This is a genomic window from Chromatiaceae bacterium, from assembly GCA_016714645.1.
GTDB lineage: Bacteria > Pseudomonadota > Gammaproteobacteria > Chromatiales > Chromatiaceae > M0108.
The window spans coordinates 361,317-384,849 of record JADKCI010000002.1; the positions used below are offsets into that span (position 1 = coordinate 361,317).

Annotated in this window: 21 protein-coding genes and 1 pseudogene; 17 read left to right on the forward strand and 5 right to left on the reverse strand. The window is 64.7% G+C overall.

Annotation, left to right across the window (positions count from 1 at the left end):
* The first annotated feature begins 275 nt into the window (after positions 1-275).
* Positions 276-1,064: an alpha/beta hydrolase gene (locus IPN92_08685; GenBank protein ID MBK8638347.1), complete on the forward strand. Its 789-nt coding sequence runs from the start codon at positions 276-278 to the stop codon at positions 1,062-1,064.
* On the opposite strand, the pseudogene IPN92_08690 reads toward IPN92_08685, so the two are convergent.
* From IPN92_08690 to map, 4 genes and pseudogenes are all read right to left on the reverse strand, one after another.
* A pseudogene (locus IPN92_08690) lies at positions 1,034-2,009 on the reverse strand (calcium/sodium antiporter). The gene IPN92_08685 and the pseudogene IPN92_08690 sit on opposite strands and share 31 nt — an antisense overlap.
* A gap of 119 nt (positions 2,010-2,128) precedes the next feature.
* Entirely contained in the window at positions 2,129-2,566 is a 438-nt protein-coding gene (locus IPN92_08695) for a hypothetical protein (protein MBK8638348.1), read from the reverse strand.
* Positions 2,567-2,741: 175 nt separating this feature from the next.
* Positions 2,742-5,426 carry a [protein-PII] uridylyltransferase gene (gene glnD, locus IPN92_08700; GenBank protein ID MBK8638349.1) on the reverse strand — a complete coding sequence of 895 codons (2,685 nt, stop codon included), beginning with the start codon at positions 5,424-5,426 and terminating at the stop codon, positions 2,742-2,744.
* Positions 5,427-5,428: 2 nt separating this feature from the next.
* Entirely contained in the window at positions 5,429-6,211 is a 783-nt protein-coding gene (map, locus tag IPN92_08705; protein MBK8638350.1) for a type I methionyl aminopeptidase, read from the reverse strand.
* Positions 6,212-6,558: 347 nt separating this feature from the next.
* Here map and rpsB point away from each other — a divergent pair, with 347 nt between their 5' ends.
* The 15 genes from rpsB (at position 6,559) to rnhB (ending at position 21,142) form a co-directional block, all read left to right on the forward strand.
* Complete coding sequence (rpsB, locus tag IPN92_08710) at positions 6,559-7,290, forward strand: 30S ribosomal protein S2 (protein MBK8638351.1); 732 nt, start codon at positions 6,559-6,561, stop codon at positions 7,288-7,290.
* A gap of 147 nt (positions 7,291-7,437) precedes the next feature.
* Positions 7,438-8,325: an elongation factor Ts gene (locus IPN92_08715; protein ID MBK8638352.1), complete on the forward strand. Its 888-nt coding sequence runs from the start codon at positions 7,438-7,440 to the stop codon at positions 8,323-8,325.
* 152 nt (positions 8,326-8,477) lie between these two features.
* Complete coding sequence (locus IPN92_08720; GenBank protein ID MBK8638353.1) at positions 8,478-9,200, forward strand: UMP kinase; 723 nt, start codon at positions 8,478-8,480, stop codon at positions 9,198-9,200.
* 1 nt (position 9,201) lies between these two features.
* On the forward strand, positions 9,202-9,759 hold the full coding sequence (frr, locus tag IPN92_08725) for a ribosome recycling factor (GenBank protein MBK8638354.1): 558 nt from the start codon (positions 9,202-9,204) through the stop codon (positions 9,757-9,759).
* Positions 9,760-9,786: 27 nt separating this feature from the next.
* The gene (gene uppS, locus IPN92_08730) at positions 9,787-10,605 is read left to right on the forward strand and encodes a di-trans,poly-cis-decaprenylcistransferase (GenBank protein MBK8638355.1); all 819 of its coding nucleotides are present in this window, start codon (positions 9,787-9,789) and stop codon (positions 10,603-10,605) included.
* Positions 10,602-11,426, forward strand: a complete 825-nt coding sequence (locus tag IPN92_08735; GenBank protein MBK8638356.1) for a phosphatidate cytidylyltransferase — start codon at positions 10,602-10,604, stop codon at positions 11,424-11,426. Before uppS ends, IPN92_08735 begins: the two co-directional genes overlap by 4 nt.
* Positions 11,423-12,610 (forward strand): 1-deoxy-D-xylulose-5-phosphate reductoisomerase, encoded by a 1,188-nt coding sequence (locus IPN92_08740; protein ID MBK8638357.1) that lies wholly within the window; start codon positions 11,423-11,425, stop codon positions 12,608-12,610. The genes IPN92_08735 and IPN92_08740 overlap by 4 nt, the downstream gene beginning before the upstream one ends.
* A gap of 6 nt (positions 12,611-12,616) precedes the next feature.
* Positions 12,617-13,981: an RIP metalloprotease RseP gene (gene rseP / locus IPN92_08745; GenBank protein ID MBK8638358.1), complete on the forward strand. Its 1,365-nt coding sequence runs from the start codon at positions 12,617-12,619 to the stop codon at positions 13,979-13,981.
* A gap of 196 nt (positions 13,982-14,177) precedes the next feature.
* Positions 14,178-16,496 carry an outer membrane protein assembly factor BamA gene (bamA, locus tag IPN92_08750; GenBank protein ID MBK8638359.1) on the forward strand — a complete coding sequence of 773 codons (2,319 nt, stop codon included), beginning with the start codon at positions 14,178-14,180 and terminating at the stop codon, positions 16,494-16,496.
* A 4-nt stretch (positions 16,497-16,500) separates the two neighbouring features.
* Positions 16,501-17,031, forward strand: a complete 531-nt coding sequence (locus IPN92_08755; protein MBK8638360.1) for an OmpH family outer membrane protein — start codon at positions 16,501-16,503, stop codon at positions 17,029-17,031.
* Positions 17,032-17,071: 40 nt separating this feature from the next.
* The gene (lpxD, locus tag IPN92_08760; GenBank protein ID MBK8638361.1) at positions 17,072-18,118 is read left to right on the forward strand and encodes a UDP-3-O-(3-hydroxymyristoyl)glucosamine N-acyltransferase; all 1,047 of its coding nucleotides are present in this window, start codon (positions 17,072-17,074) and stop codon (positions 18,116-18,118) included.
* A 67-nt stretch (positions 18,119-18,185) separates the two neighbouring features.
* Positions 18,186-18,617: a 3-hydroxyacyl-ACP dehydratase FabZ gene (fabZ, locus tag IPN92_08765; GenBank protein MBK8638362.1), complete on the forward strand. Its 432-nt coding sequence runs from the start codon at positions 18,186-18,188 to the stop codon at positions 18,615-18,617.
* A gap of 2 nt (positions 18,618-18,619) precedes the next feature.
* The gene (gene lpxA, locus IPN92_08770; GenBank protein MBK8638363.1) at positions 18,620-19,384 is read left to right on the forward strand and encodes an acyl-ACP--UDP-N-acetylglucosamine O-acyltransferase; all 765 of its coding nucleotides are present in this window, start codon (positions 18,620-18,622) and stop codon (positions 19,382-19,384) included.
* Between the two features lie 13 nt (positions 19,385-19,397).
* Positions 19,398-20,540 carry a lipid-A-disaccharide synthase gene (gene lpxB, locus IPN92_08775; GenBank protein ID MBK8638364.1) on the forward strand — a complete coding sequence of 381 codons (1,143 nt, stop codon included), beginning with the start codon at positions 19,398-19,400 and terminating at the stop codon, positions 20,538-20,540.
* Positions 20,540-21,142 (forward strand): ribonuclease HII, encoded by a 603-nt coding sequence (gene rnhB, locus IPN92_08780; GenBank protein ID MBK8638365.1) that lies wholly within the window; start codon positions 20,540-20,542, stop codon positions 21,140-21,142. Before lpxB ends, rnhB begins: the two co-directional genes overlap by 1 nt.
* Positions 21,143-21,297: 155 nt before the next feature.
* Here the strand turns inward: rnhB and IPN92_08785 are convergent, their stop codons facing one another.
* Positions 21,298-22,632 carry a YihY/virulence factor BrkB family protein gene (locus tag IPN92_08785; GenBank protein MBK8638366.1) on the reverse strand — a complete coding sequence of 445 codons (1,335 nt, stop codon included), beginning with the start codon at positions 22,630-22,632 and terminating at the stop codon, positions 21,298-21,300.
* A gap of 223 nt (positions 22,633-22,855) precedes the next feature.
* On the opposite strand from IPN92_08785, the gene lolA reads away from it, so the two are divergent.
* Positions 22,856-23,533, forward strand: coding sequence for an outer membrane lipoprotein chaperone LolA (gene lolA, locus IPN92_08790; GenBank protein MBK8638367.1), 678 nt, complete (start codon positions 22,856-22,858; stop codon positions 23,531-23,533).

The following is a 23,533-nucleotide window of genomic DNA, read 5'->3' on the forward strand; positions in this document are numbered from 1 at the left end:
GCGACCTCTGCCGCCGGCTTGCCCGCCACGGGCGGTAAGACGCCAGGGCCAGGCAGGTGGTTCCCCGGCTTGCACCCTCGGCCGACCGCATCCTGGATGACCCAACCATCGAAGCGGTCCTTTGGGTCCAGGCGGGTGGGCCCTTTTCGGGTAGGATGTGGCCGGCCTTTGCTCATTCATCCCCTTCAGGTGCTTGATCCATGCGACCCTGGCGATTTCTGATCTTTGCCTCCCCATTGCTCCTCGGCTATCTGTTTCTTATCGGATTCATGACCATGAGCCAAGACCAGTTGCTGTACCTGCCCGATCCCACGCCGCCATCGGCCGCGAACCTGCGCTCGCGCCTGGGGCCGGCCCTTGCAACCTGGCCCTTGGCCAGTGGGCCGGCTTTTCGGGGCTATGTCCGCGCCGATGCCATGGCGACTCAGGGTTGGCGTGGCACCCTGGTGCTGTTTCATGGCAATGCGGGCAGTGCCCGGGATCGGACCTGGTACCTGAACGCTCTCGAACCCCTGGGACTCCGCGTCATTCTGGCGGAATATCCCGGCTATGGCGGGCGGGAGGGCACCCCGAGCCAGGCTTCCCTGGTGGCGGATGGGCGAGAGACGGTCCGCCTGGCAAGGGCGGCCTTTGGTGAACCCTTGTGGGTATGGGGCGAATCCCTCGGCGCCGCCGTGGCCGCCCAGGTGGCGGTGGCTCCCGAAGGGCCGGCCAGGGGGTTGGTGTTGATTACCCCCTGGGACAACCTGCCCGATCTGGCCCAGGCGCTCTATTGGTACCTGCCCGCGCGGTGGCTGGTGCGGGATCGGTATGACACGCGGGCCGCCCTCCAGCCTTTTCAAGGGCCGAAGGCGGTGCTGATCGCTGGCCAGGACCAGATCGTGCCGCCGGCCCATAGCCAGGGCCTCTATGCGGCCTTACCCGAGCCCAAGCGGCTCTGGCTGTTTCCGGAGGCCGGCCACAATGATTGGCCCGCCTACGCGGCGGCGGCCTGGTGGGGAGAGACGGTGGCGTGGCTTGAAGCGAAGGCCCCTCAAGCCGTGAACACTTCGACCATCAGATAGCCGGTGTAGGCGATATAGGCCAGGAGCAGCAGGGTGCCGTCCAGGCGGCTGATCCGTCCCGGCCTGCCGCCATAGCCCCGGCCCAGGACAAAGAGCGACAGGGTCAGCACCGCCATGGTCATGATGTCGCGGCTAAAGACTTCCGGTCCGACGGTCAGGGGGCTGATGGCCCCGGCGATGCCGACCACGGCCAGGGTGTTGAAGATATTCGAGCCGATGATGTTGCCCAGGGCCAGGTCGTGCTCCCCCTTGCGCGCCGCGACGATGGAGGAGGCGAGTTCCGGCAGCGAAGTGCCCACGGCGACGATGGTCAGGCCAATGATCAGGTCGCTGATCCCCAGGCCCTGGGCGATCGCGACCGCGCCCCAGACCAGGAGCCGGGAACTCAGGATCAGCAGCACTAGGCCGGCGAAGGTCCAGAACAGGGCCTGGCGGGTGGTCATGGCCAGGGCGGCGACTTGTTCCTCTACCTCGTGATCCAGGGTATCCGCCGTCTTGCGCAGACCTTGCCAAATCATCCAGCCCATGACGCCGGCGAAGACCGCCAGCAGCGTCCAGGCATCCCCGCGGGTGATGTGCCCCGCTCCAGACCTGCCATGCCGCCAGGGCCGTGACGGCGGCGAGGATGGGCAGTTCTTTGCGAAGCACCTGTGAGTTGACGACGATGGGGCTGATCAGGGCCGTGATCCCCAGGATGAGGGCGATATTGGCGATATTGGAGCCGTAGGCGTTGCCGAGGGCGATGCCGGAACTGCCCTGATAGGCCGCCAGGGCGGAGACCGTCAACTCCGGCGCCGAGGTGCCGAAGCCCACGACGACCATGCCGACGAGGCGCGGCGGCATGCCGAAATGATGGGCGGAGGCGGCCGCTCCATCCACGAACCGATCGGCGCTCCAGACCAGGAGGGCCAGGCCAACGACAAGGGCGATAAGGGGAAGAATCATGGTGGGCTAGGGAAAAATTGAAACATGAGTCCGTGATATAGCGATCGACCCCGCCTTGCAGGAGGGAGACGCAGCGCGTTCCTGGTCTCCGATCCCTTCTGGGGCGATCCCGCGGCTATTCAATAGCCCCGAAAGTACCAGCGGTTATCCCAGCCGTTCAGGGGGGTGTTGGGTTTGTCCGGTGAGGCTTCCGGGTTCGGGGGGGCAGGCGGTGCTGGGGTTTGCCAGGGACCCTGGCCAAGAAAATGTTCGCGGTCGCGTTCGATCTGTCCCAGGAAGATGTCGTGACGCCGCTCTTGATCTAAAAGAATGGCCTCTGCCCTGGGGTTATGCTGGCGGCGGCGGGCATCCCGGGCCTCCCGCGAGGCGCGGCGGCGCTCTTCCCAGGCCTGGCGCTGAGCGCGCACGGCGTCAAGCCATTGATCGCCCGTTGCGCTTGCGATGGGCTGGTCGGTGGGGGGGAGTGGATCCGCCCCGGAGGACTCGGTGGCACTCGGGGGCGAGGAAAAAAATGCAAAGGATAACAAAATAATACAAAAGCGGATCGCCTTGCTCATGTCGCTGACCACCCTCTAAAGTGCCCGCGCGACGGCTATGCCGACGACTGCCGTGGGTCTGAAATTCAATATTTAATTATTTACCAAATTTACCCAGGGATGCCTTGTCCTGCATCAAGTTTTTGGATGTTGCCCCGCGCGATTACGGGACGGGCGAGGGGGCTGGCGGGGGGACTCAATCCCCCGCCTGCTCCAGACGGCGGTGGATCTCGGAGCGCAGCCAGCGCAGGGAGGTCTCGGCGGTGATGGGGGTATCGTTGCGGGTGGTGATGAAAAAGACGTCATCCACCAAGGCCCCGACGGTGGCGATCTTGGCGTTGTGGAGCCGGATGCCACCCTCCTCGAAGATGGCGCCGATCTCGGCCAGGAGGCCCGGGCGGTCGAGGGTGGCGAGACGCATGAGGGTGCGATGATTGCGCGGGTCCGGCAGAAAGCTGACCTCGGTGACGGTGGGGAAGTTCTTGAGCTTGCGGGGCAACCGGCGGACGCCCTGGATTTCATCCTCCGGGTGGGCAAGGACCTTGCGCAGGGCATCCGCCAGTCGTCGCATGGCGACCGGGTCCGTGAGAGGCTGGCCCTGGTAGTCGAGGACATGGAAGGAGTTGAGGGCCATGGCATCGTCCGTGGTCATGATGCGGGCATCGACGATGTTCAGGCCCTGCTGGTCGAGGACGGCGGTGGCCCGGCTGAAGAGGAGGTTGCGGTCCGGGGTGTACATGAAGACCTCGGAGCAGCCGCGGGTCGTCACGGGGCGGATGGCGACCAGGGGCAGGTTGCCGGGGGGATTGGTCAGAACCAGCCGGGTCTGCCAGGCGATCTCGTCCGGGGCGTTGTGTTGAAAGTAATCAAGGCTGAACTTGATCCAGAGGAGGGTGCACTGGTTACGGCTCAGACCATAAGCACCCACCTGGCGCAGGGCCTGATCCTGCTTTTGCTGGATGAGGTCGTCCTGGGCCAGGGGGTTTTCCAGGCCCCGTTGCAGGGCGAGGCGGGTGGCCTGGTACAACTCCTTGAGGAGGGAGTCCTTCCAGGCATTCCAGCGCCCGGGATCGGTGGCGCGCATATCGGCCACGGTGAGTAGATAAAGGTAGTTGAGCCGATCGACGTCGCTCACCAGGGTGGCGAATTCCTGGATGACGCGGGTGTCGCTCAGGTCCTTGCGCTGGGCGGTCATGGACATGACCAGATGCTTTTCGACCAGCCAGGAGACGAGGCGGCTGTCAAACTCCGGCAGCTCATGGAGTTGGCAGAAGTCCCAGGCATCGCGGGCGCCGAGGACGGAATGATCGCCGCCGCGGCCCTTGCCGATGTCGTGGAAGAGTCCCGCCAGGTAGAGGAGCTCCAGCTTGGGGATCTCTTGGGCGACGTTGGCGCGGAAGGGCGATTCTTCATCGCCCTCGGGGTTGGCGAAGTCGCAGAGGTGATGCAGCAGCCGCAGGGTGTGCTCGTCCACGGTATAAACATGGAAGAGGTCGTACTGCATGCGCCCCACGATATTGGCGAAGGCCGGCAGGTAGGCCGCCAGGACTCCGTAGCGATTCATACGGGAGAGGGCCTCGGCGGGACCCTTGGGATGGCGCATGATCTCCATGAAGAAGCTGCGCGCCCGCAGGTCGGCGCGGATGCGGTCGTCGATGAGGTGGCGGCGCTCCCGGATGAGGCGGATGGTGCTGGCCCGTACGCCCCGGATCTCGGGGTGGGTCTGGAGCAGGTGAAAGATCTCCAGCAGCGCCACGGGGTTGTGGCGGAAGACGTCCGGGTGGGTCACCTCCAGGAAGCCGCCGACGGCCTGGAAACGCCGGTTGATAACCACCGGCGGCCCCAGTTGGTCCCGCAACAAGATGGCCTCCTGAAAGAGCTGCAGCAGCATCTCGTTGAGCCGGTTCAGCTCGATGACGGTGCGGTAGTACTGCTGCATGAACTGTTCGACGGCCAGGTTGTGGTTGCCGTCATCCACGAAGCCAAAGTCGCGGGCCAGGCTGCGCTGGTAGTCGAAGAGGAGCCGATCCTCGCGGCGTCCGGCCAGGCGGTGGAGTTGAAAGCGGATGCGCCATAGCCGGGCCTGGCCCTCGATCAGGGTGAGGTACTCCCCTTCGGTGAGAAAGCCATGCAGGACCAGGTCGTGGAGGGTGTCGGCGGCAAAATGGCGCTTGGCGACCCAGCCGATCATCTGGATATCACGCAGGCCGCCGGGATTTTCCTTGATGTTGGGTTCGAGGTTGTAGGCGGTGCCACCGTACTTGTGCCAGCGTTGCCGTTGCTCGGCGGTCTTGGCGGCGAAAAAGGCGTCACTGGGCCAGAGGCGGTCCGGCCCGGTGGCGGCGCGCATGGCGGCGAGGAGCTGGGCATCACCCGTGATCAGGCGGCCCTCCATGAGGTTGGTCATGACGGTGACGTCGGCCCGCGCCTCCGCGACGCACTCGTCCAGGGTGCGCACGCTCTGGCCGACCTCGGTGCCGATGTCCCAGAGGAAGGTGATGAAGGCCTCTAGGGGGCCATCGAGGGCGGCCCGGTCTTCGCCCTTGTCCTCGCCCAGGAGGATCAGGATATCCAGGTCCGATCCAGGGTGCAGCTCTTCCCGGCCGTAGCCACCGACGGCGACCAGGGCGAGGGGTAGTGCTCCGGGGCTGGCCGGGGGCAGGTGACGCGCCCAGGCGCGGGTCAGGATGGTATCGACCAGGAGGCTGTGGGTCCGGACCAGATCGGCGGCGGGGACGCCCTGGTCAAAGGCCTCGAAGAGGCGTTGGCGGCCCTCGCGCAGGGCCTGGCGAAAGGCGGGAATGGGCTCGGAGCCCGCGGTCAGGGCCTCGTCGAGACGCGCTTGGGCGAATGCCACCAGGGCCTCGGCCTTGGACCCCATCCTCATGGCTGGCTCGGCTCCCCGCGCTCCTCGTGGCGCAGGGTCAGGACCTCGTGGCCATCGGGGGTGACCAGGACCGTATGTTCCCACTGAGCCGAGAGGCCGCGATCCTTGGTGACGACCGTCCAGCCGTCCGGTAGCAGCTTAATGTAGCGTTTGCCCGCGTTGACCATGGGCTCGATGGTGAAGCACATGCCGGCACGCAGCACCATACCCGCGCCGCGCTTGCCATAGTGCAGAACCTGGGGCTCCTCGTGGAAGTCGCGGCCGATGCCGTGGCCACAGTATTCCTCCACCACGGAGAAGCGGTGGCTCTCGACGTAACTCTGGATGGCATGGCCGATGTCACCCAGGGTCGCCCCGGGGCGGACCTGGTCCAGGCCGATCCAGAGGGCCTCGTGGGTCACCTTTACCAGGCGGCGGGCCAGAATGGAGGGTTCGCCGAGGCAGAACATCTTGCTGGTGTCACCGTGATAGCCATCCTTGATGACGGTGATGTCGATGTTGAGGATGTCGCCCCTCTTGAGTTGCTTGTCGCTGGGGATGCCATGACAGACCTGATGGTTGACCGAGGTGCAGATGGAACGGGGAAAGCCGCGGTAGTTCAGGGGGGCGGGGATGGCCCCCTGCTCCTGGACGATGTAGTCATGACAGCGGCGGTCGAGTTCCTCAGTAGTGGTGCCGGGGACCACGTGTTCCTCAATCATCTCCAGAACCTCCGCGGCCAGGCGTCCGGCCACGCGCATTTTCGCGATTTCGTCCGCGGTCTTGATGGTCACGCTCATGCTGGGGCTGGTACTTCCGGAGTGGCGAAAGGTGGGAATGGTTCGGGAGACAAGCCGGGATTGGCTTGAAATTGCTCGAATCCAGTCGCTTATGGTATAAAAGGCGACGCTGATCGGCAAACCGATTCGCCATTTTTGGCTGTTGGATGTTTGCCGTTAGGCCCCAAGGCGCGAGAAACAAAAGGTTTTTCGCGCTATTTTTTGGCTCGCGCCCGGCGCGGGCCCTGTCATCGCCACACACGGCTCGTCACCGGGATAACCGGGTGCCCGCTTGCGCGGGTTGTTTCCTGGGGAGGCGTGGAGGTTCAACCCAACCAATCGAGGTTTTTATCATGAGCCAAATATCCATGCGGGACATGCTGGAGGCTGGCGTCCACTTCGGACACCAGACCCGTTACTGGAACCCCAAGATGGGGGCCTATATCTTCGGCCACCGCAATAAGATTCATATCGTCAACCTGGAAAAGACCCTGCCCCTTTTCCGCGAGGCCCTGAATTTTATGGGCTCCCTGTCCGCCAACGGCGGCAAGGTGCTCTTTGTCGGCACCAAGCGCGCCGCCCGTGACGCCATCCGCGAGGAGGCCATCCGCTGCGGCATGCCCTTCGTCAACCATCGCTGGCTCGGCGGCATGTTGACCAACTTCAAGACCATCAAGCAGTCCATCAAGCGCCTCAAGGACCTGGAGGCCATGTTCGAGGATGGCTCCGTCAACCGCTTCAATAAAAAGGAGGCCCTCGGCCTGAGCCGGGAGAAGGAGAAGCTGGAGTTGAGCTTGGGCGGTATCAAGGAGATGAGTGGCTTGCCGGATGCCATCTTCATCATCGACGTGGGCCACGAGAAGCTGGCCGTGACCGAGGCAAACAAACTGGGTATCCCGGTGGTGGGCGTGGTGGACACCAACAATGATCCCGGCCCTATCGACTATGTGATTCCCGGCAATGATGACGCCATCCGCGCCGTGCGCCTCTACATCTCCGGCTCCGCCAACGCCATCCTGGACGGCCGGCAAAGTGCCGCCGCTATGGCCGGCCGGGTTGATGACTACATGGAGTCCGCGCCGGCGGCGGTCGCCGGCTGACGTCCTGGCCCCGGCCAAACCTCATCAGGGGCGAACCCCCTGCCCGGCCCCTCGGGCAGGTGCCCCTGAATCCAGTTTTCGCCCCGCGCCGGACCTAAGGGCCGCGCCGGGCACTTTCGCGATACCAGATTTTCGGAGATTTGTTTGATGGAGATTACCGCCTCATTGGTCAAGGAGCTCAGAGAGCGTACCGGGGCCGGCATGATGGAGTGCAAAAGGGCCCTGGTGGAATCCCAGGGTAGTATCGAGGCCGCCATCGAGGCCATGCGCAAGTCCGGTCAGGCGAAGGCCGCCAAGAAGGCTGGCCGCATCGCCGCCGACGGCGTGGTGGTCATCAAGGTCGCCGCCGATGGTAAAAGCGGCGTCATGGTCGAGGTCAATAGCGAGACCGACTTCGTCGCCAAGGATGCCAACTTCAAGGATTTCGCCGATGCCGTGGGTGAGGCCGCCTTGGCCGCCCGGGTGGCGGATGTGGAGGCCCTGAGCGCCCTGCCGATTCGCGCGGGCGAGGCGACCACCATCGCCGAGGCCCGGGAGGCCCTGATCGCCAAGATCGGCGAGAATATTCAGGTGCGCCGCCTGGTCCGGTTCGAGGATGCCCAGGGCCAGTTGCACAGTTACCGCCATGGGGTACGCATTGGCGTCCTGGTGGAGATGGAGGGCGGTGACACCGAGCTGGGCAAGGACATCGCCATGCATGTCGCCGCCAGCAACCCCCTCTGTGTCGATGCCACCCAGGTTCCCGCCGGGGTGCTGGAGAAGGAAAAGGATATTTTCCGCGCCCAGGCCCTGGAGAGTGGCAAGCCGGCGGAGATCATGGACAAGATCATTGACGGCCGCGTCCGCAAGTACATGGAGGAGATCACCCTGCTGGGTCAGCCCTTCGTCAAGGACGTCGAGGTCACGGTGGAAAAGCTGCTCGGCCGCGCCGGAGCCAAGGTCCATCGTTTCTCCCGCGTCGAGGTGGGCGAGGGCATCGAGAAGAAGCAGGAAAACTTCGCCGACGAGGTCATGGCTCAGGTGCGGGGCGACTAGCCAGGTGATGGGGGGCGCGCAACGGCGTAAGTCGGCGTGGGCCCCCTCCCTGGGGCCAGGCGGCCCCTGGAACGGCGCCGGTCTGGCCCCTCCGCCCCTGTCGCAGCGGTCCAATCTACTCACGCGGAACACCCTAACGGAGACTTCAACCCGTGTCCCAACCAGCCTATCGGCGGATTCTGCTCAAACTTAGCGGCGAGGCCCTCATGGGCGGCGGCCAGTTCGGTATCGATCCCGGCGTTATGGGCCGGCTCGCCGCGGAGGTGAAGGGGCTGGCGGACACGGGCATTCAGCTCGCCCTGGTCATCGGTGGCGGTAACATCTTTCGGGGCGAGGGCTTGGCCGGAGCCGGCATGGACCGGGTCACCGGTGACCACATGGGCATGCTGGCCACGGTCATGAATGCCCTGGCCATGCAGGATGCCCTGGAGCAGATGGGTGTCGCCACTCGCGTGATGTCCGCCGTGCGCATCAACCAGGTCTGCGAGGATTACATCCGCCGGCGCGCCATGCGTCATCTGGAAAAGGGGCGGGTGGTCATCTTCGCTGGCGGCACGGGTAACCCCTTCTTCACCACGGATTCCGCCGCCAGTCTCCGCGCCGTCGAGATAGGCGCGGAACTGCTCATTAAGGCCACCAAGGTCGATGGCGTCTATTCCGCCGACCCCATGAAGGACCAAGCGGCCGTCTTCTACCCCCGCCTGACCCATGATCAGGCCTTGCGCGAGAACCTCAAGGTCATGGATACCACGGCTATCGTCCTGTGCCGGGATAATCGGATTCCCATACGCGTCATGAACATCCATCAATCCGGGGCCCTGATGCGCCTGATCAAGGGCGAGGCCATCGGTTCCCTGGTCGAGAGCGGAGACTGAGATGATCAACGATGTCAACAAGGACGCCGAGTCGCGGATGGCGAAGAGCGTCGAGGCCCTAGGCCTCGAACTGGCCAAGATCCGCACCGGTCGCGCCCACCCCTCCCTGCTGGACCACATCCGGGTCAATTACTACGGCAACGAGGTGCCCATCAAGCAGGTGGCCAACGTCACCGCCGAGGATGCCCGTACCCTGGCCGTGGCCCCCTGGGAAAAGGGCATGGTGACGGCGGTCGAGAAGGCCATCATGCAGTCCGACCTGGGGCTCAACCCCAACACCGCCGGGGCCGTGATCCGGGTGCCGATGCCGGCGCTGACCGAGGAGCGCCGCCGGGATCTCATCAAGGTGGCGCGCTCCGAGGCGGAGCAGGGCCGGGTGGCCATCCGCAACATCCGGCGCGAGGCCAATAACGAATTCAAGGAGATGGTTAAGGAGAAGATGATTTCCGAGGACGACGAACGTCGGGGCCAGGAAACCATCCAGAAACTGACCGATAAATATGTCAAGGAGGTCGACCTGCTCTTGGAGGAAAAGGAAAAGGACCTCATGGCCATCTGATCCGACGGACCAGGACACGAGCACCGCATGGCCGAAAATATGAGCGAGCAGGCGGGCGCGGGCGCCGTCCCCCGGCATGTCGCCATTATCATGGATGGCAATGGCCGGTGGGCCCGGGCGCGTCAACTGCCCCGTGGCGCCGGGCATCGCGCGGGAGTTAAGAGCGTCCGGGCCGTGGTCGAGGAAAGCATCCGCCAGGGGGTCGAGGTCCTGACCCTCTTCGCCTTCAGCAGCGAGAATTGGCGGCGGCCCAGACCCGAAGTCGATTTCCTCATGCAACTCTTCCTGACCGCCTTGAGATCCGAGGTGAAAAAACTCAAGCGGAATGGTGGGCGCTTGCGCGTCATCGGCGATCTCGGGGCCTTCCCCGAACGTCTGCGCTCAGAGATCGCCGAGGCCGAGGTGGCGACGGCCACCAATACCAAACTGACCTTGCAAATCGCCGCCAACTATGGTGGCCGTTGGGACCTGGCTGATGCGACGCGCCGTATCGCCCAGGCAGCCGTCGCGGGGCAGCTGGACCCGGTCACCCTCAATGAGGCCACCCTCGCAACCCACCTGGCGACCGCTGGCCTGCCGGATCCCGACCTCTTCATTCGTACCGGTGGCGAGCGGCGGTTGAGCAACTTTCTGCTCTGGCAGTCGGCTTACGCCGAACTTTATTTTACCGATCTCATGTGGCCGGACTTTGGCGCCGCGGCCTACGCCGAGGCCCTGGCCGACTACGGGCGGCGCCAGCGTCGCTTTGGCCAGACCTCCGAGCAGGTGATGGGACAGGGCTCCCGGGCTCTCGATTCGGCCCCTGAATCTCCCCACGATCCGGACCGGGTATCCTCGTGGCCCTGACCAGCCTCCAGCTTCGCGTTCTGACCGCCTCGGTCCTGGCCCCGATCGTCCTTCTGGCGGTGCTGGCCCTGCCACCGTGGGGCTTCGCCCTGGCCCTGGGCCTGATCCTGCTGGGTGGTGCCTGGGAGTGGTCTTCCCTGGGGGGCTTGACCAGGCCAGCGGTGCGGCTGGCCTATGTCGCCCTCCTCGGCGCCGCCCTGATCCTGCTCTGGCTTCTGCCCAAGGCGGGGGTGGTGCCCCTGCTCCTGCTGGTCAGCCTCTGGTGGTGGCTGGTCGCGGTCTGGCTCTTCCGGCTGAAGCAGATCGAACCGGGCGTGGGTCCAGCCCCGGGACGCCTGCTGGCGGGGCTGCTGGCACTGACCGGTCCCTGGCTGGCCATGACCCAGCTCCACGGCGCCCCGTCCCAGGGCCCCGCCCTGGTACTCTTTCTCCTGATCCTCATCTGGACGGCGGACATCGCCGCCTACTTTTCCGGCCGCCGCTGGGGCAGGACCAAGCTGGCGCCCGTCCTCAGTCCGGGCAAAACCTGGGCGGGGGTTCTGGGGGCCGGGGCGGGCGCGACCTTGCTGGGCCTGGTGCTGGGCTACTGGCTGGATTTGGCGCCCCTCGCCACCCTGGGTGCCCTCCTGCTGTGCCTGGCCACCGCCTTCATCTCCGTGGTGGGCGATCTGTTTGAAAGTCTCCTCAAGCGCCGCCAGGGTGTGAAGGATTCCGGCCATCTCCTGCCCGGTCATGGCGGCCTCCTGGATCGCATCGACAGCCTGACCGCCGCCGCGCCCTTTTTCGTCCTGGGTCTGATCTGGCTGGGAGTCCCGACATGAAGGGGATCTGCGTTCTGGGGGCCACGGGCTCCATCGGCATCAGTACCCTGGACGTGGTGGGACGCCACCCAAAGCTTTATCGCGTGGTGGCCCTAACCGCCAACCGGGATGCGGAGCGCCTGGCCGAGCAGTGTCGCCGCCACCGGCCGGCCCTGGCCGTCCTGGCGGATGTCGGGGCGGCGGAGCGCCTGCGTGGCCTGCTCGCGGACATGGCTGGGGCCCCCGAGGTGCTGACGGGGCCCGAAGCCCTGGCCCAGGTGGCCGCCCTGCCCGAGGTCGATATCGTTATGGCGGCTATCGTCGGCGCCGCCGGTCTGCTGCCCACCCTGGCCGCCGCCCGGGCCGGCAAACGACTGCTGCTGGCTAACAAGGAGGCCCTGGTCGTCGCCGGCGAGATCCTAATGTCCGCCGCCGCCGCCAGTGGCGCCCTGCTGCTCCCAATCGATAGCGAACACAACGCCATTTTTCAGTGTATGCCCGCGGGTTACGAGCATGGCCTCGACCAGGTTGGCGTGGAGCGGATCTTCCTCACCGCCTCCGGTGGTCCCTTCCGCGACTGGCCCCTGGCGGAACTCGAACGGGTGACGCCGGACCAGGCCTGCGCCCACCCCAACTGGCGGATGGGGCGCAAAATCTCGGTGGATTCCGCCACCATGATGAACAAGGGCCTGGAACTCATCGAGGCGTGCTGGCTGTTCGGCACCCGCCCGGAACGCATCCAGATCGTCATTCACCCCCAAAGCGTCATTCATTCCCTGGTGCAGTACGTGGACGGCTCGGTACTGGCCCAGTTGGGCAACCCGGACATGCGCACCCCCATTGCCCATGCCCTGGCCTGGCCGGAACGCCTGAGTTCCGGCGTGTCACCCCTGGATCTTTTCGCCGTCGGCCGCCTAGACTTCGAGCCACCGGGGCTGGATCGATTCCCCTGCCTGTCCCTGGCAATCCAGGCCGCCGAGTCCGGGGGTACGGCCCCCACCATCCTCAATGCCGCCAATGAGATCGCCGTGGCGGCCTTTCTGATGGGGCGCATCCGCTATACCACCATCGCCCGCCTGGTCGGCGCGACCCTGGAGCGGGTGCCAGCCCAGGCCGTCAGTCGGGATGGGCTGGAGAGTCTCTTGGAGGCGGATCGCCAGGCACGCGCCTTGGCGGAACAATTGCTGCCAACCCTGGTCGAATAAAAGACCATGCCAGACCTGCTCCATACCATCCTCTCCTTCATCGTCGTCCTCGCCATCCTCATTGCGGTGCATGAGTTCGGCCACTTTTGGGTGGCTCGACGCCTGGGGGTCAAGGTTCTGCGGTTTTCCATCGGCTTCGGACGACCCCTGCTGCGTTGGGTGGGGCGGCGGGATGGCACCGAATACGTTTTGGCAGGCATCCCCTTGGGCGGCTACGTCAAGATGCTTGATGAGCGCGAGGAAGAGGTTGATCCGGCAGAGGTCCATCGGGCCTTCAACCGACAGAAACTCTGGAGGCGCGCCGCCATCGTACTGGCCGGTCCCCTCTTCAATCTCCTTTTCGCCATCCTGCTCTACTGGGGCATTCTGGTCACCGGGGATACCGGCAGTCGCGCCCTGATCGGCACCGTGGCTACCGGCTCCATCGCCGCCGAGGCGGGGCTGGAGGCCGGAGACGAACTGCTGCGGGTGGGTGATCGCCCCACCCCGACCTGGGAGGCAGCGGTTTTTGCCCTCATGGCCGAGGCCCTGGACGGCCGGGATCTGCCGGTGCGGATACGTGATGCGGAGGGGGACGAGCGGACCTACGTGCTCAATGGCCAGGCCCTGGCGGCCCTGCCGGAAGATCCGGCCATCCTTGGTAATCTTGGCCTGGCGCCCGCCCGCCCCCTGCTCCCGCCGGTGCTGGGCGAGGTCATTCCCGGCGAGGCGGCCGCGGAGGCCGGTCTCCAGACCGGCGATCTGATCCTCGACACCAACGATAAGCCCGTCACCAGTTGGGACGCCTGGGTCGCCATGGTGCGGGACCATCCGGGCCAGACCCTCCGGGTGCGGATCGCCCGCGGCGGCCAGGAGCTGGAACTGGCCCTGACCCCGCGCACCGCCCCAAGCCCCACCGGGGAGATTGGCCGGGTCGGTGCCGGGGTGGAAGTACCCGAGGAACTGCTGGCGCAATATCGCGCCGTGGTGCGGCTGGGGCCGGTCGATGCCTTGGGCGCCGCCGTCGCCAAAACGGCGGACATGAGTTGGCTGATGCTCAAGGTCATGGGCCGCATGCTGACGGGCCAGTCCTCCATCGAGAACCTGAGCGGTCCCATTTCCATCGCCGAAAGCGCCGGGCGCAGCGCCAATCATGGCTGGAGCTATTTCATCAAATTCCTGGCCGTTGTCAGCATCAGTCTGGGCGTGCTCAACCTCCTGCCTATTCCAGTCCTGGACGGGGGGCATCTGCTGTTCTTTCTGGTCGAGGCGATCAAGGGCGGACCCCTGTCCGAACAGGTGCAGATGCAGGGTCAGCGTATCGGAGTCGCCCTGCTCGCCGCCCTCATGTCCCTGGCCTTCTTCGTCGATATTCAACGCCTGTTGAATTAAGAGGACCCGGCTGGCGCTCCTCGCCCGCCTTTTAGGTCCCCGCCGGGGGTATTCCTTGGCCGCAGGGCCGCCATGGTGGTTTTGTTCGTGATTCCCTTCGCCTATACTAGCCCGTCATTATTTTGGCCGTCGAGGCAGGCGGCTTCTCCGCACAGGGGGATGAGCTTTGGGCGTTTCCAAGAGAAGTTTTTCAGGGGTGGCCCGCCATGCCCTGGTCCTGATCGTCCTGGCGCTGGGCCTGCTGTTGAATGGGCCCCTGACCGCCTTGGCGGACACTTTCAAGGTGACCGACATCCGTATCGAAGGCCTCCAGCGGATTTCCGCCGGCACCGTCTTCAGTCTGCTCCCCGTCAAGATTGGCGATAGCACCACGGAAGAGGTCACGGCCAAGAGCATTCGCGCCCTTTATGCCTCGGGATTCTTCGAGGACGTGAAGGTCGAGCGCGACGGCACCGTCCTGGTCGTCACGGTTCAGGAACGACCCGCGGTCTCGGAGATCATTCTGACGGGCTACAAGGATATCGACGAGGAGGCATTGCGCGCCGCCCTCAAGGAGATCGGCCTTGCGGAGGGCCGTGTCTTCAACAAATCCATCCTGGACCGCATCGAACAGGAACTGAAGAATCAATACTTTTCACGCGGCAAATACGGAATCGAGATCCAGACCACGGTATCACCCCTGGATCGCAACCGGGTACGGGTCACGATTGATATCATCGAGGGCCTGACGGCGCGCATCAAGCAGATCAACGTCATCGGCAACGAGGCCTTCCCCGAAAAGGAATTGCTGGGACTTTTCAAGCTTGGCAAGTCCAATTGGGCCTCCTGGTATTCCAAAAACGATCAGTACTCCAAGCAGAAGCTGGGCGGCGACCTGGAGACCTTGCGCTCCTTCTACCTGGACCGGGGCTTTATCAAGTTCGAAATCAAATCCACCCAGGTCTCGATCAGTGCCGACCGCAAGGAAATCTACATCACGGTCGTTATCAATGAAGGCGACATCTTCATGGTCAGCGATATCCAACTCGCTGGCCAGCCGACCTTGCCGGCCGAGGAGGTCTTTCCCTTGATTCACATGCGCCGCGGCGAGCCCTTCTCGCGCAAGGCGACGACCCAGAGCGCGGAGCGGGTATCCCGCCGCCTCGCGGACGAGGGCTATGCCTTCGCCAATGTGAATACCATCCCCGAGATCAATGATGAAAAGAAAGAGGTCAAGGTCATCTTCTTCGTTGATCCTGGCAAGCGGGTTTATGTCCGGCGCGTGAATATGAAGGGTAATACCCGTACCCGCGACGAGGTCCTGCGCCGGGAGATGCGGCAGCTTGAAGCAGCATGGTTCTCCTCGGAACTGGTCAAGGAGTCTCGGGAACGCCTGCAACGCCTGGGCTTCTTCGACGAAGTGAATATCGAAACCCCGGCGGTCCCGGGTTCCCCGGATCAGGTGGACGTGGATGTCACCGTCAAGGAAAAGCCTTCCGGCAATCTCATGGCCGGTGTGGGCTATTCCCAGACCCAGGGCATCCTCTTCAATACCAGCGTGACCCAGAATAACTTCATGGGCACGGGTAAGCGGGTCTCCTTTGCCTTCAATACCAGCGATGCCAATACGGTTTACGAATTGGGCTACACCAATCCCTATTACACCATCAACGGTATCAGCCGCGGCTTCATCCTGTCGTACCGGGAGACCGATTTTGAAAATCTGGATCTCGCTCCCTACTCAACTGATTTGGGCATTGCTGGCATCAACTGGGGCCTGCCCATTTCAGACGTCAGCCGCGCCGGTTTGGGACTCCAATATCAATACATCAATTTGAAGCCGGGCTTTTCGACAGTGGCCGAGGAGTTTGCCCTCATTAATGGCGATAGCTACAACAATTACGTCCTGAATGCCTCCTATACCAAGGATTCGCGTGATACCACCGTCTTTCCGACCAAGGGCCTGCTGCAAAACCTCGCCCTTGAGGCGGCCGGGCCAGGGAGTACGCTGGAGTACTGGCGCCTCACCTATCGCCACCGCCACTATTACCCCCTGGCGCGGCGATTTACCCTTTCCATGCGTGCCGATCTGGGTTATGGGGACGGTTACGGGGATACCACCACACTGCCCTTCTTCGAGAACTTCTACGCCGGTGGCTCCCGGTCGGTGCGTGGCTGGGAGGAGAATTCCCTGGGACCGCGCGAGGTCGCTGGGGTAGGCGATCCCATCGGCGGTAACATCAAAATTATAGGGGGTATGGAACTCTTCGTGCCGCCGCCCATTTCCGGAGATTTCGCCGATACCATCCGGCTCAGCGCCTTCTTTGACTTTGGCAACGTCTGGACAACCTCTTCCATGAACGGTCTGATCGCGCCCGATGGTTTTGCCCTGGAAGACCTGCGCTATTCGACGGGGGTGTCCGTGGTCTGGCTGTCGCCCGTCGGCGCCATCTTCGCCAGCGTCGCCTACCCCATTAACGAGAAGGAGGGTGACCAGACCCAGGTCTTCCAGTTTGGTTTGGGCTCTGCCTTCTAGGGTGATGAGCATCATGTCGAGGTTTTACTTTCTCCTGGTCACGGTCTGTCTGTTGGGGTCCACCGGGGCCCAAGTGCGGGCGGCGGATTATGTGGTGGCCGCGATCGATCCCGACCGTATCGTGGAAAGATCGCCTCAGTACGAGCAGGCACGCAATGAGTTGCAGCAGGCGGTCGCCGACCGCGAGCGGAAGTTACGCGAACAGCAGGAAGAACTGACGGCCTTGCAGGCGCGTCTGGAACGGGATGCCGCCCTCATGAGCACCGAGGAGGCCCAGCGCCTCTCCAACGATATCCGTAATCGGGATCGCAAGCTCAAGTACGCCCAAGGTGAAGCGCGGGAGGATCTCACCCTCCGCCAGAACGAGATGCGCACCAAGCTTGGCAAGCAGGTGGAGGAAGTGGTGACCGAACTGGCCAAGCAACGCGGCATTGACCTCATCGTTAGCGGCAAGGACGTCTTCTATTTCAGTGAACGCATCGACATCTCCGACGAGGTGGTGGAACGGATGCGGGCCAAGCACCAGGCCAAGTAGGCATAACCCGGCCCCTTTCCCCGTTCCGGCGATCATTATCTTGGAATATTCCCTCGGAGAACTCGCCCAGCAACTTGGTCTCGCGCTAGAGGGAGACCCGGATGCCAGGGTTGGTCGTATCGCAACCCTTGCCGATGCCGGTCCAGGGGACCTCTGTTTCTATGCCGACAAAAAATATCGCGCCCCCCTGGGCCTGACCCGAGCGGGCGCGGTCATTCTCGGCCCCGGTGACCGCGAGCATTGCCCCGTTCCGGTCATGATCGGCGACAACCCCTACCTGGCTTATGCCAAGGCGGGCTGGCTCCTCCATCCCCCACCCGCGATGCCCACGGGTCGCCACCCCAGTGCGGTCGTGGCATCAACGGCCCAGGTGGACCCCAGCGCCTGGATTGGCCCCGGTACCGTGGTGGAGGAGGGCGTCGAGATCGGCCCCCGTGCCTTCATTGGGCCGGGTTCCGTCGTTGGCGCCCACTGCCGCATTGGCGAGGAGGCGCGACTGGTGGCGCGGGTCACCCTCTGCGCCGGAGTGCGGGTGGGCCGCCGCGCCCTGCTCCAGCCCGGTTGCGTCATCGGCCGGGATGGCTTTGGTTTCGCGCGGGATGGTAATCGCTGGTTCCGCATGCCCCAACTGGGGGGGGTGGACATCGGGGATGATGTCGAGATCGGCGCCAATAGCTGCGTGGATCGCGGCGCCCTGACGGATACCATCATCGAGGCCGGGGCCAAGCTCGACAACCTGATCCAGATTGGCCACAACTGCCGCATCGGCGAGAATACCGCCATGGCGGCCTGTTCCGGCATTTCGGGTTCCACCCACATTGGCCGCGATTGCACCATCGCCGGGGCCGTGGGCATGGCCGGGCATCTGGAGATCGGCGATAACGTGCATTTCACCGGGATGGCGATGGTCACGCGCTCCTTCCCGGAACCAGGCGTCTATAGCAGCGGCATCCCAGCTATGTCGAACGCGGACTGGCGACGCAACGCCGCGCGCTTCCGTCATCTCGACGATCTGACGCGGCGCGTCAAGCACCTCGAGGCCGAGCTGGCAAAATTGATCCAGGGAGTGGAACAGGACTCCGAATAGCCGGCCCCCCGCCGCGTCTCTTCCCCTGCCAGCCCTCCTTCACCCAAGGGAGACAGCCTTGAACACGATGGATATTCACGAGGTGCTCAGTCATCTGCCGCACCGCTATCCCTTTTTGCTGGTCGACAAGGTGCTGGATTTCCAGCGCGACGATTATCTCGTGGCCTTGAAGAACGTGACCTTCAACGAGCCATATTTTACGGGCCATTTCCCGACCCGGCCCATCATGCCCGGCGTTCTCATCATCGAGGCCATGGCCCAGGCCACGGGCCTGCTGGCCATGGAGTCCCGGCCCGATGAGGTCGGCTCCAAGCTTTACTATTTCGTTGGCATCGACAAGGCCCGTTTCAAGCGCCCGGTGGAACCTGGCGATCAGCTCATCATGACCGTCAAGCTGCGGGCCGTGCGGCGCGCCATCTGGATGTTCACGGGCGAGGCCCATGTGGATGGCAAGCTGGCGGCCTCCGCCGAGATCATGTGTACCGCGCGGGATTTCTAGGCATGATCCATCCCACCGCCATCATCGACCCCGCCGCCGAGCTCGACGAGGGCGTTGAGGTCGGGCCCTATGTCATCATTGGACCCCGGGTGCGCATTGGGCGCGGCACCGCCATAGGCCCCCACGCCGTCCTGCGCGGACCTACCGACATCGGTTGCGATAACCGCATCTTTCAGTTCGCCTCCGTGGGCGAGGACCCCCAGGACAAGAAATACGCCGGCGAGGAGACGCGGCTGGAGGTGGGGGATCGTAATGTCATCCGCGAGTTTGTCACCCTGCATCGGGGCACGGCCCAAGGTCTGGGGGTGACCCGGATCGGCAGTGACAATCTCTTCATGGCCTATGTCCATGTGGCCCACGATTGCCTGATCGGTGACAACATCATCATGGCCAATGCCACCACCCTGGCGGGTCATGTCAGCGTCGAGGACTGGGCCATCCTCGGGGGCTTCACTATCATCCACCAGTTCTGTCGCATTGGCGCCCACTGTTTTTCCGGCGGCGGTTCCGTCGTGGCCCAGGACATCCCGCCCTTCGTCCTGGTCAACGGCCATCCGGCGCATCCGCGTGGCATCAACTCCGAGGGCCTGCGCCGGCGAAACTTCAAACCCGAGGCCATCGCCGCCATCAAGCAAGGTTTTCGCCTGCTCTACAAGTCCAAGAAAAGGTTGGCGGAGGCCTTGGTGGCCATGCACGCCCTGCGGAGCCCGGAGGTCGATCATCTGGCGGATTTTGTCGCCAATAGTCCGCGCGGCTTTGTGCGCTGAGCCTGTCGCGCCGATGCGCATCGGCATCGTCGCCAACGAGCCCTCCGGCGATCAACTGGCCGCCGGTGTCATTCGTGCCCTGCGCGAGGCGCGGCCCGATATCAGCTTCATCGGCGTGGCCGGGCCGCGCATGGCCGAGGCGGGCTGCGAGACCCTGCTCGATCAGGAGCGCCTCTCCGTCATGGGGCTGGTGGAGGTCCTCAAGCACCTGCCAGAGGTCCTGCGCCTGCGGCGCCAACTGGGCGACTATTTTCTGGCCCACCGCCCGGATCTCTTCATTGGCGTGGACGCCCCGGACTTCAACCTGACTCTGGAACGGCGCCTGCGCCGGGCGGGTATCCCCACCGCCCACCTGGTCAGCCCCACCGTCTGGGCCTGGCGGCCCGGGCGGGTCAAGGGCCTGCGCTCCGCCGTCGATCTGGTGCTGAGCATTTTCCCCTTCGAAGAGGACTTTCTGCGCGAGCGGGGCGTGGCCGCCCGCTACATCGGTCACCCCCTGGCGGACGAGATCCCCCTTGAAACAGATCGGGGCGCGGCCCGCCAGGGCTTGGGTCTGCCCCTCTCCGGGCCGGTGATCGCCCTCCTGCCGGGCAGTCGCGTCAGTGAGGTCAAGCTGCTGGCGCGGCCCTTCATCGAGACGGCCGCTTGGTGTCAGGGGCATCAACCCGGGCTCGCCTTCGTGGTGCCACTGGTATCCCCGCGCCTGCGGGACCTGTTTGAGGAGATCCTGGCGCGGACTGGCCTGAAGATCCCCCTGACCCTGGTCGATGGCCGGGGGCGGGAGGTCATGATTGCCGCCGATGCCGTCCTCACCGCCTCCGGCACCGCCACCCTGGAGGCCTTGCTGCTCAAACGTCCCATGGTGGTGGGCTACCGGCTCGATGCCTTCGCTTATCGCCTGGTCAAGGTGTTCAACCTCATCAAGGTCCCCCAGGTCGCCATGGCGAATATCCTGGCCGGCCGGGAACTGGCCCCGGAATTCATCCAGGACCGATGCCGGGCGGAACTGATGGGGCCGGCCCTGCTGGCGCTCCTGGCGGATGAGCCGCGGCTGGTCGAGATCCGGGAGACCTACGCCGGCATCCATCGGCAACTGCGCCGGGACGCCGGTCGCCAGGCCGCCCAGGCCTTGCTGGAACTGGCCGCGGCCCCTTGATGGTGCCAGGCCCGGCCAGGGGGCTAACCACAGTCCTGATCGCCGGCATTGACGAGGCGGGTCGCGGGCCCCTGGCCGGCCCCGTAACCGCCGCCGCCGTCATCCTCGATCCCGCTCGGCCCATCCCGGGCCTGGATGACTCCAAACGCCTGTCCCCCACCCGGCGCGCCCTCCTGGAGCCCGAAATCCAGCGGTTTTCCCTGGCTTGGTGTGTGGCCAGCGCCAGCCCCGTGGAGATCGATACCCTCAACATCCTCCAGGCGACCCTGCTGGCCATGCGCAGGGCGGTCCAGGGTCTGGCGTTCCCCCCGGATCGGGCCCTGGTGGACGGCAACCGCTGCCCATTGCTGAGCTGTCCCGTCGCGGCCATCGTGGGCGGCGATGCCAAGGTGGCCGCCATCTCCGCCGCCTCCATCCTGGCCAAGGTCGCCCGGGACCGGGAGATGGCGCGGCTTGATCTGCTTTATCCTGGCTATGGACTGGCCCTTCATAAGGGGTACCCGACTCAAGCTCATATTGCCGCCCTGCGGGCCCTGGGTCCCAGTCCCATCCACCGCCGCTCCTTTCGCCCGGTGCGCGAGGCCCTGGAGCTGTTGGCCTGACAGGGGCCGGGGGCGGGCGGGGCGGCGAATGTCGCGGCTGAGGGGGGACGCCGACCCGTGACTCGGGCAGATGACCCCTAGGCCTGCATTGACCTGCCGGCAAGCCGAGGATTCACCGGGAGCGACTGAATCGTGACTTAGGCTGTCCTGTACCCTCAGGCCTCCGGCGCGCCGATCTGATCGGCGAGGTCCTTGAGGGTCAAACCGGCCAGGGCCTGGTGACGGGCCTCGTCGAGGCGGATCTCGATGGCGGTGGTGGCGGGAACGGCGGACGGGGGCGGGGGGGTGCCCAGGGTCTCTGGGTAGCCCCGGGCGAAGTCCAGCAGCCCGGCGAGGGTCAGGGTATCCGGGGCGCGGCTCGGGACAAAGCGGCTGGGTTCCCCGGCGGTACGCACCAGGTAGCCGCCGGCCTCCAGCAGCTCGAGCCTATTCCCGACGAGGCAGCAGGGCAGTCCCAGGGCCTGGGCCAGGCTGTCCCTGTCCCAGGGTGACCCGCCATGGTAATGGCGATGCGCCACCTGTCCCGCCACTGCCAGGGTCCAGCGCTCCTGGAGCTGGCAACTGGGCAACACCTCCCCGTCGGCCGTCGTCAGGTATTCGGGGTGCTGGAGGTAAAAGGCGAGGCTGGCGCCGGCCAGGAGGATGAGCCAGGCGATATGGACCCAGATCATGAAGAGGATGGGGATCGCGAAGCCGGAATAGATGGCGGTGAGGTGGGTGGAACCGGCCATGAAATAGGAGAAGCCCCAGCCCGTGAGCCGCCACAGGGCCGTCGCCGCCAGGGCACCCACCAGGGCGGGGCGGAAGTGGACGCGGGCCTGGGGTAGCGAGACGTAGATGAAGGTGAAGGCGGCGGCCAGTATCAGGTAAGGAAGCAGCCAGTCGAGGAGGGCCAGCAGCCCGGACCCGGGGGCGCTGGTCAGCAGGCTGGTGAAGGGGGCGCTGGACTGGATGGAACCGGCCAAACCCGAGGCCGAGAGAAACAGCACCGGGGCGACCAGGATGACGGTCAGGTAATGGCTGAAGCGATTAGCCAGGGATCGCGGTTGGGCGACATGCCAAATATGGTTGAAGGCCTCCTCGGTCTTCTCGATCAGGGAGACCGAGGTGTAGATGAGGAGCACCAGTCCCAGGGTGCCCAGCACGGCGACCCGGGCGTTTTCGACGAATTGGATGAGCTGGGTGCCGATGATCACGCCCGTCTCCCCTAGCGGTACCAGGGCCTCCAGGAGCAGGGGCTCCACCCGGTTGTGGACGCCGAAGCCCTTGAGGACGGAGAAGCTCACCGCCAGCAGGGGCACCAGGGAGAGGAGGGTGGTATAGACCAGGCCCATGGCCCGCAGATTGAGCTGGCCCTGGGTGAAGTCGCGCACCAGGGCCCGGGGGAGGGGCGGGAGCCTCAAGGCCAGCCGCGCGACGAGATCCGGGTCTGGCCGCCGACTCCCGAGGGTCTCCGCGCCCGGGCTGGCGAAGTCAAGAGGCTGGGTCATAGGGGCGGGTCCAAAGAGCGTTTGAGGTGGCGGGCGGCAAAAGAATAACCCCCAAGAGGCCGTTACTCTATACCGATCGAAGGGGCAAAAGGGTCGATTCTGGCCCGGCGGGGCTACAATAGGGCCCCTATCGTCACCAAATACTTAAATTAGACTGGTCCTTGGCGGTCATCGCCAGGCCATTTTCGCCCTAACGGACCCCATGAAGAAACCAACCATGCGCATGCCCAGGACCCTTTCCCCAGTTCACAAACGTCTCCCTCCCGGTCAAGTGGGCCGGGTGCTGAAGGCGGCCTTGACCGCCACCCTCTTGATCCTGAATGGGATCGCCCTGGCCGCGCCCAGCGGCGAGGCGCGGTTGAAGGACTATCTCAAGGGGTTGAACACCCTGTCCTCCGAGTTTCGTCAGTACACCCTGAGCGCCGATGGTGGGCGCATGATCGAGTCCGAGGGCACCCTCTATCTCCAGCGGCCCGGCCGCTTCCGCTGGGAATATCGGGCGCCGATGGAGCAGGTCATCGTGGCCGATGGCGATCGCGTCTGGCTCCATGATATCGAGCTGGATCAGATCTCCCACCAGAATCAGTCCAGCGCCCTGGACGGTACGCCGGCCCAGTTACTGTCGTCCAATGAGCCCATCGATCGTCACTTCGAAATTTTCGCCTGGGACCCCGGCGACGGGCGGGACTGGGTGGAACTGCAACCCAAGAAGGCGGATGGGCAGGTCACGCGTATCCGTATCGGCTTCATTGGCGAGGCCTTGGATACCCTGCTCATGGAAGACAGCTTCGGCCAGATCACCCGCTTCAGCCTCCTGGACACCAAGCGCAACCCCAAGCTGGATCCCAAGCTCTTCAAGCTGGACCGGCCCATCGGCGGAGACTTTCTCGAGATCCAGTAA

Coding starts and splice junctions, on each gene's coding strand:
- IPN92_08685 (MBK8638347.1), top strand. CDS start 276: ATGAGCCAAGACCAGTTGCTGTACCTGCCCGATCCCACGCCGCCATCG.
- IPN92_08695 (MBK8638348.1), bottom strand. CDS start 2,566: ATGAGCAAGGCGATCCGCTTTTGTATTATTTTGTTATCCTTTGCATTT.
- glnD (MBK8638349.1), bottom strand. CDS start 5,426: ATGGGGTCCAAGGCCGAGGCCCTGGTGGCATTCGCCCAAGCGCGTCTC.
- map (MBK8638350.1), bottom strand. CDS start 6,211: ATGAGCGTGACCATCAAGACCGCGGACGAAATCGCGAAAATGCGCGTG.
- rpsB (MBK8638351.1), top strand. CDS start 6,559: ATGCGGGACATGCTGGAGGCTGGCGTCCACTTCGGACACCAGACCCGT.
- IPN92_08715 (MBK8638352.1), top strand. CDS start 7,438: ATGGAGATTACCGCCTCATTGGTCAAGGAGCTCAGAGAGCGTACCGGG.
- frr (MBK8638354.1), top strand. CDS start 9,202: ATGATCAACGATGTCAACAAGGACGCCGAGTCGCGGATGGCGAAGAGC.
- uppS (MBK8638355.1), top strand. CDS start 9,787: ATGGCCGAAAATATGAGCGAGCAGGCGGGCGCGGGCGCCGTCCCCCGG.
- IPN92_08740 (MBK8638357.1), top strand. CDS start 11,423: ATGAAGGGGATCTGCGTTCTGGGGGCCACGGGCTCCATCGGCATCAGT.
- rseP (MBK8638358.1), top strand. CDS start 12,617: ATGCCAGACCTGCTCCATACCATCCTCTCCTTCATCGTCGTCCTCGCC.
- IPN92_08755 (MBK8638360.1), top strand. CDS start 16,501: ATGAGCATCATGTCGAGGTTTTACTTTCTCCTGGTCACGGTCTGTCTG.
- fabZ (MBK8638362.1), top strand. CDS start 18,186: ATGGATATTCACGAGGTGCTCAGTCATCTGCCGCACCGCTATCCCTTT.
- lpxA (MBK8638363.1), top strand. CDS start 18,620: ATGATCCATCCCACCGCCATCATCGACCCCGCCGCCGAGCTCGACGAG.
- lpxB (MBK8638364.1), top strand. CDS start 19,398: ATGCGCATCGGCATCGTCGCCAACGAGCCCTCCGGCGATCAACTGGCC.
- rnhB (MBK8638365.1), top strand. CDS start 20,540: ATGGTGCCAGGCCCGGCCAGGGGGCTAACCACAGTCCTGATCGCCGGC.
- IPN92_08785 (MBK8638366.1), bottom strand. CDS start 22,632: ATGACCCAGCCTCTTGACTTCGCCAGCCCGGGCGCGGAGACCCTCGGG.
- lolA (MBK8638367.1), top strand. CDS start 22,856: ATGCCCAGGACCCTTTCCCCAGTTCACAAACGTCTCCCTCCCGGTCAA.